Raw genomic sequence first — 12,098 nt, forward strand, 5'->3', positions numbered from 1 at the left:
GCCACGCGGCCGGGCGCCCTCCCCTCACTTCTCGGTGCTGAAGGCGGCGTCGAAGGCCGCCGACGGCTTGTCCCACAACAGGTTGCGGATGAAGCCGACCGCCTCCTCTGCCCCGCGCAGGCGGTCCATGCCGGCGTCCTCCCACTCCACCGAGATCGGCCCGCGGTAGCCGATCGCGTTGAGCGCGCGGAAGCACTCCTCCCACGGCACGTCGCCGTGGCCGGTGGACACGAAGTCCCACCCGCGGCGCGGGTCCGCCCACGCCAGGTGCGATCCGAGCCGCCCGTTGCGGCCGTCGAACCGCTTCTTCGTGTCCTTGCAGTCCACGTGGTAGATCCGATCGGCGAAGTCCAGGATGAACCCGACCGGGTCCAGGTCCTGCCACACGAAGTGCGACGGGTCCCAGTTCAGCCCGAACGCCGGGCGGTTGCCGACCGCGTCCAGCGCCCGGCGGGTCGTCCAGTAGTCGTAGGCGATCTCCGACGGGTGCACCTCGTGCGCGAACCGCACCCCGACCTCGTCGAACACGTCGAGGATCGGGTTCCAGCGCGCGGCGAAGTCGGCGTACCCGTCGTCGATGACCTCCTGCGACACCGGCGGGAACATCGCCACGTACTTCCAGATCTTCGACCCGGTGAAGCCGATGACGGTGTCCACGCCGAGCTTCGCCGCGGCACGGGCGGTGTCGGCCATCTCCGCGGCGGCCCGCTGCCGCACGCCTTCGGGCTCGCCGTCGCCCCAGACGCGGGCGGGCAGGATGTTGCGGTGCCGCTCGTCGATCGGGTCGTCGCACACCGCCTGCCCGACCAGGTGGTTCGAGATCGCCCACACCTTGAGGCCGTAGGACTCCAGAATCTTGTGCCGTCCCGCCACGTAGTCGTCTTCGGCGAGCGCGCGGTCGACCTCGAAGTGGTCGCCGCTGCACGCGATCTCCAGCCCGTCGTAGCCCCACTGCGACGCGAGCCGGCACACCTCCTCGAACGGCAGATCGGCCCACTGGCCGGTGAACAACGTGACCGGACGGCTCATCGCCTGCTCCCTTCGCTCGCCTTCAGTCCTTGCACACTCAGCAGCAGGTCCCGGACGTCGGTGGCGGCCAGCCGCTCCCGCTCCGGCACGCCCGCGTCCCCGCACAGCAGCACCGGCCCGTCGTCCGGCGAGTCCGGCAGCCGCCCGTGCGAGCCGCGCACCGGGGACGGGTCCAGCGGCGTGGTCTTCATCGCGTACCGCAGCCCGGCCTTCTTGCGCACCAGGTTCAGCCCCGCCTTGGCCTTCACCAGCGGATCGGCCGGGTCGAAGAACAGCTCGGCCGGGTCGTACCCGGGCTTGCGGTGGATCTCCACGCCGCGCGCGAAGTCCGGCGCGCGGTCGTCGTCGAGCCAGTAGTAGTAGGTGAACCAGGCGTCCGGCTCCGCGGTCACCACGAACTCGCCCGCCCGCGGGTGGTCGTTGCCGAAGCGGGCCTGGGCCTGCCGGTCCAGCACTTCGTCCACACCGGACAGTTGGGTGAGCAGGTCGCGCACCCGCGGCAGGTCCGCCTCGTCGGCCACGTAGACGTGGGCGACCTGGTGGTCGGCGACGGCGAAGGCCCGCGAGGTCCACGGGTCGAGGTACTCCATGCCGTCCTGCGTGTAGACCTCCAGCAGGCCCTCGCGGCGCAGCAGCCGGTTGACGTCGACCGGCCGGTGCGCGTTGGTGATGCCGTACTCGCTCAGCGCCACGACCCCCAGGCCGTCCGCCCTGGCCTGGTCGAGCAGCGGTGCGACGGACGCGTCCACCGCGCGGGCGGCCGCGATGGCCTGCGGCGAGTCCGGGCCGAACCGCTGCAGGTCGTAGTCCAGGTGCGGCAGGTATGCCAGCGTCAGGTCGGGCCGGTCCTCGCGCAGGATCGCCGCGGTCGCCCCGACGATCCAGTCCGTGGAGGCGATCGAGGCGGTCGGGCCCCAGTACTGGAACAGCGGGAACTCGCCCAGCCGCGAGGTGAGCCGGTCGTGCAGCTGCGGCGGGCGGGTGTAGCAGTCCGGGGCTTTCTTGCCGTCGGCGTAGTAGATCGGCCGGGGCGTGACGGTGAAGTCGGTGGTCGCGCCCATCGCGTACCACCAGCACACGTTGGCCGCGCGGTACCCGGGGTGCTCGGCCCGCGCGGTCTCCCACAGCTTCTCGCCCTCGACCAGCTTGTTGTGCTGGCGCCACAGGAAGACCTCGCCGAGCTCCCGGAAGTACCAGCCGTTGCCGACGATGCCGTGCTCGCTGGGCATGCGCCCGGTCAGGAACGTGGACTGGACGCTGCAGGTCACCGCGGGCAGCACGGTGTCCAGCTGCGCCTGCCAGCCCTGCTGCCCCAGCTTCGCCACGTTCGGCATGTGCTTGAGCAGCCGCGGGGTCATCCCCACGACGTCGAGCACCAGGAGCGGTTTCACTTCGATGCCACCAATCCCGCGGCGAAGGACAGTTCCGCCGCGATCCCGCCGATGAGGTCCTGCCGGTGCGCCTCCGGCAGCACCGTCCAGGTGTAGGTTTCCACTTCCAGGTGCGCCGGCTCCGGCGGCAGCGCGGCGAGGGCCTGCGACAGGACCTCGGTGGTCGAGGACAGCGGCGCCGCCGGGGTCGCGTGCAGCGGCACGTGGAAGTGCACGCGCCACGGCCCCTCCCCCGGCAGGTCCGCGAACGCCTCGCCCAGGTCGTCGGCCTTGCGGACGTCGCCGCCGGCCGATTCGCGGGTCTGGTGCAGGTACCGCGGCTCGTCGAACGCGGCCAGGGCCTCCCGGGCCGCCGGGTCGCGCGGGTCCGGGACGTGCAGGGCGGCCGACATCTGGACCTTGACCACGTCCAGCCCGGCCGCGGTGATCTCGGCGACCGCGCCGGCCGGGTCGGCGAAGGACACCGCCAGATGGCAGGTGTCCAGGCACAGCCCGACGTGCGCCGGATCGACCCGCCCGGCGAGCCAGTACACGGCGTCGTGCACGGTGTCCAGGATGCAGCCGGGTTCCGGCTCGACGGCGAGCCGGATCGCGCGGTCCTGGGCGCGCAGCCCGGCAGTCACCTCGTCGAGCAGCCGCTGGGCCGCCGTGTCGTCCTCCGGCGTCCACGGCTCGCGCCAGCCCAGCGGCAGCGTGGAGATGCTCCCGAACGCGGCGTCGTCGGGCAGCAGCCCGGACAGCACGGTCGCGCAGTTCAGCGTGTACTCCGCGCGTGCCCGGTCGGTCCATCGTGGACGGTAGACCTTCTGCTTGACCACCGGGTCGTGGAACCCGCCGTACGGGAACGCGTTGAGCGTCACCACTTCCAGCCCGCGGGCGTCCAGCTCGGCGCGCAACCGCTTGCGCTCGGCCGGATCGGCGGCCAGCGCCGACGCCACGTCGGCGGCCAGCCACAGCCCGAGCCCGAGCCGGTCTGCGCCCAGTCGCTCCCGCACCGGCAGCGCGTAGGAGTCGAGCTGGCCGAGGACCCCGTGCAGGTCCTCGGCCGGATGGACGTTGGTGCAGTAGGACAGGGGTGTCACGCGACCGCCTCGTCCCGCCCGCCGCGCAGCACGGAGTTGCCCTCGAAGGTCTCCTTGGCCGCGCTGAAGCCGGGCAGCTCGTCGAGCACCAGCCGCCCGCTCTGGCCGTAGAAGGTGACCGGGTTGTCCCACAGCACGGTGTCCACATCGGACTCCGTGAACCCGCCGTCGAGCATCGCCAGCCCGGTCTTGCGCACCTTCAGCGGGTCCGAGCGGCCCCAGTCGGCGGCGGAGTTGACCAACATCTTCTCCGTGCCGTGCTCGCGCAGGATCGCGACCATGCGCTGCTCGTCCATCTTGGTGTCCGGGTAGATGGAGAAGCCCATCCAGCAGCCGGACTCCTTGACCAGGCCGACGGTGACCTCGTTGAGGTGGTCGACCACGACCCGCTCCGGCGCGATGCCGGACTCGGCCACGACGGCGAGCGTGCGCTTGGTGCCTTCCAGCTTGTCCCGGTGCGGGGTGTGCACGAGCACCGGCAGGTCGTGCTCCTTCGCCATCTCCAGCTGGCGGGCGAAGGCGTCGTCCTCGGCCGGGGTCATCGAGTCGTAGCCGACCTCGCCGACCGCGACCACGCCGTCCTTGGCGAGGTAGCGCGGCAGCACGTCGAGCACCGGCGTGCAGCGCGGGTCGTTGGCCTCCTTGGGGTTCAGCGCGATGGTGCAGTGGTGGCGGATGCCGAACTGCGCGGCGCGGAAGCGTTCCCAGCCGATCAGCCCGTCGAAGTAGTCGGTGAACGACGACACGCCGGTGCGCGGCTGGCCGAGCCAGAACGCGGGCTCGACCAGTGCCCGCACGCCGGCGGCGTACATGGCCTCGTAGTCGTCGGTGGTGCGGGAGGTCATGTGGATGTGCGGATCGAACAGGCGCATCAGGGTGTCTCTTCCAGGAAGCGGAGTGCGTCGGCGGGGACGGCGCGGCCGGCGGCCCTGCGCTCCCCCGCGTAGTCGGTGATCATGCGGCGCAGCTCGTCGTCGGCCCGCCGGTCCAGTTCGGCGACCGCGGCCAGCGGGATGCCGGTGAACAGGCACTTCAGCACGCCGTGGCGCCAGCCGTGCTGGTCGAGGTGGCGGGCGGCGAACGGGCCGAGCGCGGCGGCGATCAGGCCGGTGTCGTTGCTGCGCAGTGCGTCGCGGACCAGTTCGAGACCGGTGGCGACGGCCTTGTCGCCGACCGCGGACAGCGCCCGCAGCACGCCCCGCCGCTCGGCGCCGTCGCCGTAGCGGTAGAGGTCGGCCAGCTCCGCCGCGAACTCCCCGGCGGGCAGCGCCGCGGCGAGCGTGGTCAGCAGCCGGGTCCGGGCCAGGTCGTCGGCGGTGCCGTGGACCAAGCCGTCCGGATCGGAGCCCGGGTGCAGCGGGCCCCGGCCGACGTGCCGTCCGGCCGCCGGGAACAGGGTCCGCACGGCCGTGGGCTCACCGGTGATGCGCCGTTGCGCCTCGCCCAGCCAGGACTGGTCGAGCCGCGCGGCCCGCAACGCGGTCAGCGCGGCGCGGGCGACCTGCGGCGCGGCGTGGCTGTGCCGGGGCAGCTCGACCGCGGCCACCCCGGTGTAGCCGATCTCGTCCAGCGCGGCGAGTGTGGCGGGCAGGTCCAGCTGCCCGTCGCCGAACTCGAGGTGCTCGTGCACCCCCGGCCGCATGTCGTCCAGCTGCACGTTGACCAGCAGCCCCTTGGCCTGCCGGATGCACGCGGCCGCGTCCTGCGGCTCCACGGCGACGCAGTGCCCGACGTCGAGGGTGATCCCGAGCAAGTCCGAATCACCCAGATCGGCGCGCAACCGCAGCGCGTCGGACAGCGTTTCCACGAGCATTCCCGGTTCCGGTTCGAGGCCGAGGCGGACACCGCGCCGGTCCGCCTCGGCCAGCACCGCGGGCATCCGCGACCGCAGCCGCTCCCACGCGGTCGCCTCGTCCACAGTGGACACCCCGGACCAGAACGACACGCAGTCGGCGCCCAGTCCCTCCGCGACCCGGATCGCCCGCGCCAGGAAGTCCAGCCGCTTGTCCGCGTTCTCGCTGACCAGGGTCGGTTCGTGCTTGTGCCACGGGTCCAGCAGGAACCGCGCGCCGGTCTCCACGACGCAGCGCAGGCCCAGCTCGTCCAGCCGCGCGGCGACCCGGTCCACCCGCGCGGACAGGTCGTCGGCATACGGGTCGAGGTGCTGGTGGTCCAGCGTGAGCGCGACCGAGGTGTATCCGAGTTCGGCGATGATCGCCAGGGCGTCGTCCAGCCGGTGGTTGGCGAATCCGTTGGTGCCGTAGCCGAGGTGGTAGCCGCTCATGTCGGGCTCACCTTCCGGCCAAGCCGCTTGGCCAGCGGCAGCGCCAGTGCGACCAGGCCCGCGCCGAGCACCCCGCCGCGCCGGGCCGCGAGCGCGGCCTGCAACGGGACCATGCCGTGGATGCCCGCGGCCGTCGCCGTCCGGACCACGGCCGCGGTCGGCTTGCGCACCGCCGCGTACTGCTTCGACCCGACGCTCACGCCGTACCCGGCGGCCGCGGCCAGCGCCGCCACCCGGTGCCCGGCCGCGCCGCCGCGCCCCGACACCGCCGCGGCGGCCGACGCCGAGGTCAGCGCGAGCGCGCCCGCCGCGCGCGCGGGCGACGCGCCGTGCACCTCGCCCGCCGACAACGCGGTGACCCCGAGCGTGTGCCCGCCGAGCACCGCGGCCGGCACCAGCGCCTTCGCCGCACCCGAGCGGCCCGCGCCGAGCAGCACGTCCAGCGAGCGGCACAGCGCCATCGCGGCCGGTGCGAGCGGGGTCTTCTTCAGCACGGTGTCATAGGCCCACACCGCCGCGGCCAGCGGCGCGGCGACCTTGAGCGCGTCGCGGCCACCGGCGACCGCGGCCAGCCCGAGGCCCGCGCCGGTCAGCCCCGCCGCGACGCCGAGCGCGCGCCGCGGGCTGACCCGGCCGGACGGGATCGGCCGCTCCGGGCGCTCGACCGCGTCCAGCTCGCGGTCGGCCCAGTCGTTGAGCGCCATGCCGGACCAGTAGATCGCCACCGAGGCCAGCGGCAGCGCGAGCCGCCGTCCCCGCAACGGACGTCCGGCCGCGGCGGCGCCCGCGACGGTGTCGCCGAGGACGCTCAGCGCGGCCGGTGCCCGCACGAGCTGCACGTACGGGTTCACTTCTGCCGTCCCAGCGACGAGGCCCACTCGGCCAGGGCCCGCGCCTGCTCGGCGAAGCGGTGCTCGCCGGTGCCGACCGGGTCCTTGAAGAAGAACGCGAGCTGCCCCAGCGGCCCGGTCTCGCCCGCCCGGTACGCGGCCGCGGTCAGCCGCGCCAGGTCCAGCACCAGCGGCGCGGCCAGTGCCGAGTCGTAGCCGGTCCAGGTGAACTGCAGGGTCATCCGCGCGCCAAGGAAGCCCTCGAAGGACACGTGGTCCCAGGCCGTCTTCTGCTCGCCGAGGTCCGGCACGTGGTCGATGTGCAGCGGGGCCACCACGTCGTCGCCGAGGAGGGCCGCCAGCCCGCGGGCCTTGGACTCCAGCTTGCCCGCCGCCTTCACCGGGTCGGCCAGGGTGGCGCCGTCGCCGCCGCCGAGGAGGTTGGTGCCCGACCACGAGCGCACCTTCAGCGCCCGCGCCGCGAACATCGGCGCCAGCACCGACCGGAGCAGCGTCTCCCCGGTCTTGCCGTCCGATCCGGCGTAGGGCAGCCCCTGCCGCCGGGCGAATTCGGTGAGCGCGGGCAACCGGATGCCCGTCGACGGCGTGAAGTCCACGAAGGGGCACCCCGCCGACACCGCCGCGAACGCCGCCAGCGAGCTGCCGGGCAGCACCTCGCGGCCGGGCTCGTCCATCGCCGCCACGAGCGCGTCGAGGTCGTGGTGCTCCGGCGCGTCCGCGGTTGGGGGTTCCGTGGACGAGACGTTGATCACCACGACGGCCGACAGGCCGTGCCGGGTGCGGAACTCGCGCAGGTCGTCGGCCAGCCGCGCGGCGGTCTCGGCCTGCGTGCGCCCGCTGGGCACCGGACGCAGGTCGGCCTCGACGGCACGCAGGCCGTCGCGGATCGCCGGCAGCAGGCCGGCGGGGAGCAGCCCGCCCGCGGTGAGCTGCTCCGCCTTCTTCTCCAGTGGCGTGTCCACCAGGTCGTGCCCGCCGACGACGAGCTCGTCCCAGCCCGGCAGCACGCCGGGCGCCACGTCCAGCCGCTCGGTCACGCAGCCGTCCGGCCCGGTCAGGCCGGACCGCATCGCGAGCAGCCCGCTGATCGCCGTCGTGGCCACCGAGCCACGCGCGCCGACCAGCCACAATCCAGTTCTCTCAGGCATCGATCACCCTCTCGGTCGACATTGATACGCCGACCCAGGACGTTCCGTTGCCCGCGCTCTCCTCCACCGCGTGCAGCACCCGCTGGACCTGCAGGCCGTCGGCGAACCCCGGTTCGGGGTCGCGCTGCTCGCCGATGGCGGTGAGGAAGTCGGCGATCTCGTGGGTGAAGGTGTGCTCGTAACCCAGCAGGTGCCCCGGCGGCCACCACGCCCCGACGTAGGGGTGGTCCGGCTCGGTCACCAGGATCCGCCGGAAGCCCGCCTCGGCCGGGTCGTCGTCGCCGTCGTAGAAGGACAGCTCGTTCATCGACTCGAAGTCGAAGGCCAGGCTGCCCCGCGACCCGTTGATCTCCAGCCGCAGCGCGTTCTTGCGGCCCAGCGCGAACCGGGTGGCCTCGAACGTGGCGACCGCGCCGCCGGCGAACCGCGCCAGGAACACCGCGCAGTCGTCCACGTCGACCTCGCCCAGCGCGCTGCCCGGCTCCCCCGACAGCGGCCGCTCCCGCACGAACGTCTCGGTCATCGCCGAGACGCCACTGATGCGGTCGCCGAGGACGAACTGGGCGGTGTCCACCGCGTGCGCGGCGATGTCGCCCAGCGCGCCGGACCCGGCCTTGTCCCGCCGCAGCCGCCAGGTCATCGGCGTGGCCGGATCGGCCAGCCAGTCCTGCAGGTAGGCGGCCCGCACCTGGCGGATGGTGCCCAGCCTGCCCTCGGCGACCATCTTGCGGGCCAGCGCGATCGCGGGCACCCGCCGGTAGTTGAACCCGACCATCGCCCGCTGCCCGTTGGCCGCGGCGCGTTCGGCGGCCGCGGCCATCTCCTCGGCCTCGGCGACCGAGTTGGCCAGCGGTTTCTCGCACAGCACGTGTTTGCCCGCGGCGAGCGCGGCGAGCGCGATCTCGGCGTGCGAGTCGCCCGGCGTGCAGATGTCGACGATGCCGACGTCGTCGCGCGCGACCAGGGTGGCCCAGTCGGTCTCGACGTCCGGCCAGCCCTGCTTGGCGGCGGCGGCCTTCGTGCGCTCCGGGTCGCGGCCGCCGAGGACGGCCAGCCGCGGCGCCAGCGGCACGTCGAAGAACCGGTGGACCGAGCGCCAGGCGTGGGCGTGGACGGCGCCCATGAAGGCGTGCCCGACCATGCCCACCCCGATCGAGGCGCCCGCGGGGTCAGGAGTCGAAGGCGACATCGGCATAGGAATCGACGTTCTCCTTGGTCACCACGGCCGAGTAGGTCGTGACGTTCGCGGGGATCTCGTGCTCGGCGAGGTCGCCGATGCCCTTGTCCTGGCCGAGCAGCCGGGCCAGGGCGATCGCCGAGGACGCCATCGACGGGCTGTAGAGCACGGTCGCCTTGATGACGCTGCTGTCGGCTTTGATCAGGTCCATCATGTTGCGCGAGCCCGCGCCGCCGACCATGAGGAACTCGCTGCGGCGCGCGTTGTCGATCGCCGCGAGCACGCCGATGCCCTGGTCGTCGTCGTGGTTCCACAGCGCGTCCAGCTTCGGCGCCGACTGCAGCAGGTTCGACGTCATCTGCTCGCCGCTCTCCGGGGTGAACTGCGCCGACACACGCGGGCCGACGGCGAACCCGTGCTTGGCCAGCGCGTCGCGGAAGCCCTGGCTGCGCTCCTGGGTCAGCGGCAGTGAGTCGATGCCGGCGACCTCGCCGATCACCGGGCTGGCGACGCCCTTCTTCTTCAGCTCGCCCGCGATGTAGTTGCCCGCGTTGACGCCCATCCGGTAGTTGTCGCCGCCGATCCAGGTGCGGTAGGCCAGCGGCGTGTCGAACACCCGGTCCACGTTGACCACCGGGATGCCCGCGTCCATCGCCTGCTGGCCGACCTGGGTCAGCGCCTTGCCGTCGAAGGGCAGGATCACCAGGACGCCGACCTTCTGGTTGATCAGCGTCTCGACCTGGGCGATCTGCTGGTTGACGTCGTTGGTGCCCTCGGTGGCGGTGAAGGTGACGTCGGAGAACTGGCCGGCCTGCGCGCGGGCGTTCTTGGTCATCGCCGCCATCCAGCCGTGGTCGGCGGCGGGCGCGGAGAAGCCGATGGTGACGTGCTTGCCGGGCTGGGAGTTCTGGCCCGCGTTGCCCGCGACGGCCTGCGGGGCCGACTGCGGCGACTCGTTGGAGGTGCAGGCGGCCAGCAGGGCGCCTGCGCCGACGGCCGCGCCGCCGGTGAGGAAGCGGCGGCGGGCGAGGGAGGATGGTCCGGACATGGCGAGCTCCAGTGGTCGTCGTCGGGGAGGGGTTTCGGGGTTCGTCTTTCCTAAGTGGACTTGCGGGCGCGGTTGGTGCGGAACTGCAGCAGGACGGCCAGGACGATGATCGCGCCCTTGGCGATGTTCTGGATGTCGGTGTCGAGGTTGTTGAGCGTGAAGATGTTGCCCAGCACCGTGAAGATCAGGACGCCGATGAGCGTGCCGATCAGGGTGCCGCGGCCGCCGGTGAGCAGGGTGCCGCCGATGACGACCGCGGCGATCGCGTCCAGCTCGTAGTAGAGGCCGTTGGTGGAGGCGCCCGAGGTGGTGCGCGCCACCACCATGATCGCCGCGATGCCGCAGCACAGCCCGGCCACGCCGTAGACGAGCGCGGTGTGCCGCTTGACGTTGATGCCGGCCAGGCGCGCGGCCTCGGTGTTGCCGCCGACGGCGAACGTGCGGCGGCCGAACGTGGTGCGGTTGAGCAGGACCCAGCCGACCACGAACACCAGCGCGAACATCCAGATCAGCACCGGGATGCCGAGGAAGTCACCGCGGAAGAAGCTCAGGAAACCGGTCTCCCGCACGACCTGCGTCTGCCGGCCGCTGATCCGCTCGGCGAGCCCGCGTGCCGAGGCGTACATCGCCAGCGTCGCGATGAACGGCACCACTCTGCCGTAGGACACCAGCACGCCGTTGATCAGCCCGCAGCCGAGACCGACCGCGAGCGCGCAGATCACCATCACCACCGGGCCGTAGGCCTGCGTCGCGAGCGTCGTCGCCCACACGCTCGACAGCGCCACGATCGAGCCGACGGACAGGTCGATGCCGCCGCTGATGATCACGAACGTCATGCCGACGCTGACCACGCCGATCGCGGCCGCGAGCCGCAGGATGGTGGACAGGTTGCCCTCGGTGAAGAACGCGTCCGGCCGGGTCAGCCAGCCCACCAGGCACAGCAGGACGAACACCCCGAACAGCCCGGCCAGCCGGGCGTCCACCGGGAATCGGCCGCGCGCGGCCTTCGGGGCCGGCGGCGCGGCCCGGGGTGGCGGGGCCTGCGTGGCCTCGGGCAACACCGACGAGGGGTCCTTCGTCATGCCGCACTTCCCTCCATCACCAGATTCAGCACGTCTGCTTCGGTCAGCTCGCTCGCGGGTGCCTCGCGGACCACGTGGCCCTCCCGCATCACGAGCACGCGGTCGGCGAGCCCGAGCACCTCGGGCATCTCGCTGGAGACCAGCACGAGCCCGACGCCATCGGCGGCCAGCTCGCGGATCAGCCGGTAGAGCTCGGCCCGCGCGCCCACGTCGACGCCGCGGGTGGGCTCGTCGAGCAGCAGGATGGAGCAGCCGCGCACGAGCCAGCGCGCCACGACCGCCTTCTGCTGGTTGCCGCCGGAGAGCGTGCCCACCGGGCGGCGCGGATCGGCCGGGCGCAGGTCCAGTTGCCGCAGGCGTTCGGCCGAGTCCCCGATCTCGCGGGCGCGGTCGGTGAAGCCGAAGCGGCTGTAGGCGGGCAGGCTGGCCAGGGTCACGTTGTGCGCCACCGACATCTCCAGCAGCAGCGCCTGGCTCTTGCGTTCCTCCGGCGCCAGGCCGATCCCGGCCTTGACCGCGCTGGGCACGTCGCCCGGCTTGAGGCGCTTGCCCTCGACGAAGACCTTGCCCGCGTCCGGTTTGCGGCCGCCGAAGATGGTCTCCAGCAGTTCGCTGCGGCCGGCGCCGACGAGTCCCGCCACGCCGAGGATCTCCCCGCGCCGCAAGGTGAAGCTGACGTTCTCGAACTCGCCGCGACGGGTCAGGTTCTCCACCCGCAGCAGCTCGGTCGAGCTGTCCACTGTGGATTCCAGGCGTTCCGGGTAGACGGTTTCGACGCGGCGGCCGGACATCAGCGACACCAGGTGGTCGGTGGTCACGTCGGCGACCTCCAGCCCGGCGGCGACGGTGGCGCCGTCCTTGAGCACGGTGACGCGGTTGCCGATGCGGCGGATCTCCTCCAGCCGGTGCGAGATGTAGACGACCGCGACGCCCTCGGCGGTCAGCTCGGCGACGATGCGGAACAGGTTGTCCACCTCGTCGGCGGCGAGCGCGGCGGTCGGCTCGT

Annotated in this window: 11 protein-coding genes; all 11 read right to left on the reverse strand. The window is 72.8% G+C overall.

Annotated features, from left to right (window positions below; all coding sequences use genetic code 11):
* Positions 1-24: 24 nt before the first annotated feature.
* Entirely contained in the window at positions 25-1,029 is a 1,005-nt protein-coding gene (locus ACCP09_RS15570; protein WP_433747274.1) for a sugar phosphate isomerase/epimerase family protein, read from the reverse strand.
* Positions 1,026-2,420 (reverse strand): alkaline phosphatase family protein, encoded by a 1,395-nt coding sequence (locus tag ACCP09_RS15575; protein WP_433747277.1) that lies wholly within the window; start codon positions 2,418-2,420, stop codon positions 1,026-1,028. The genes ACCP09_RS15570 and ACCP09_RS15575 overlap by 4 nt, the downstream gene beginning before the upstream one ends.
* Positions 2,417-3,502, reverse strand: a complete 1,086-nt coding sequence (gene eboE, locus ACCP09_RS15580) for a metabolite traffic protein EboE (RefSeq protein ID WP_433747280.1) — start codon at positions 3,500-3,502, stop codon at positions 2,417-2,419. The genes ACCP09_RS15575 and eboE overlap by 4 nt, the downstream gene beginning before the upstream one ends.
* Positions 3,499-4,374 (reverse strand): TatD family hydrolase, encoded by an 876-nt coding sequence (locus ACCP09_RS15585; protein ID WP_433747283.1) that lies wholly within the window; start codon positions 4,372-4,374, stop codon positions 3,499-3,501. Before ACCP09_RS15585 ends, eboE begins: the two co-directional genes overlap by 4 nt.
* Entirely contained in the window at positions 4,374-5,786 is a 1,413-nt protein-coding gene (locus tag ACCP09_RS15590) for an EboA domain-containing protein (RefSeq protein WP_433747286.1), read from the reverse strand. The genes ACCP09_RS15585 and ACCP09_RS15590 overlap by 1 nt, the downstream gene beginning before the upstream one ends.
* Positions 5,783-6,637, reverse strand: coding sequence for an SCO3242 family prenyltransferase (locus tag ACCP09_RS15595; RefSeq protein ID WP_027930567.1), 855 nt, complete (start codon positions 6,635-6,637; stop codon positions 5,783-5,785). The genes ACCP09_RS15590 and ACCP09_RS15595 overlap by 4 nt, the downstream gene beginning before the upstream one ends.
* The gene (locus ACCP09_RS15600; RefSeq protein ID WP_167498943.1) at positions 6,634-7,785 is read right to left on the reverse strand and encodes an inositol-3-phosphate synthase; all 1,152 of its coding nucleotides are present in this window, start codon (positions 7,783-7,785) and stop codon (positions 6,634-6,636) included. The genes ACCP09_RS15595 and ACCP09_RS15600 overlap by 4 nt, the downstream gene beginning before the upstream one ends.
* The gene (locus tag ACCP09_RS15605; protein ID WP_231960551.1) at positions 7,778-8,980 is read right to left on the reverse strand and encodes a Gfo/Idh/MocA family protein; all 1,203 of its coding nucleotides are present in this window, start codon (positions 8,978-8,980) and stop codon (positions 7,778-7,780) included. The genes ACCP09_RS15600 and ACCP09_RS15605 overlap by 8 nt, the downstream gene beginning before the upstream one ends.
* On the reverse strand, positions 8,955-10,010 hold the full coding sequence (locus ACCP09_RS15610; RefSeq protein ID WP_167498944.1) for a substrate-binding domain-containing protein: 1,056 nt from the start codon (positions 10,008-10,010) through the stop codon (positions 8,955-8,957). Before ACCP09_RS15610 ends, ACCP09_RS15605 begins: the two co-directional genes overlap by 26 nt.
* A gap of 50 nt (positions 10,011-10,060) precedes the next feature.
* On the reverse strand, positions 10,061-11,092 hold the full coding sequence (locus ACCP09_RS15615; protein WP_037322511.1) for an ABC transporter permease: 1,032 nt from the start codon (positions 11,090-11,092) through the stop codon (positions 10,061-10,063).
* The coding region (locus ACCP09_RS15620; protein WP_433747293.1) for a sugar ABC transporter ATP-binding protein at positions 11,089-12,098 on the reverse strand (1,010 nt) is incomplete at its 5' end. The genes ACCP09_RS15620 and ACCP09_RS15615, both read right to left, overlap by 4 nt.

Origin of the sequence: Amycolatopsis sp. 3B14 (assembly GCF_050958625.1) — a bacterium.
In the GTDB taxonomy this organism is placed as follows: domain Bacteria; phylum Actinomycetota; class Actinomycetes; order Mycobacteriales; family Pseudonocardiaceae; genus Amycolatopsis_E; species Amycolatopsis_E thermoflava.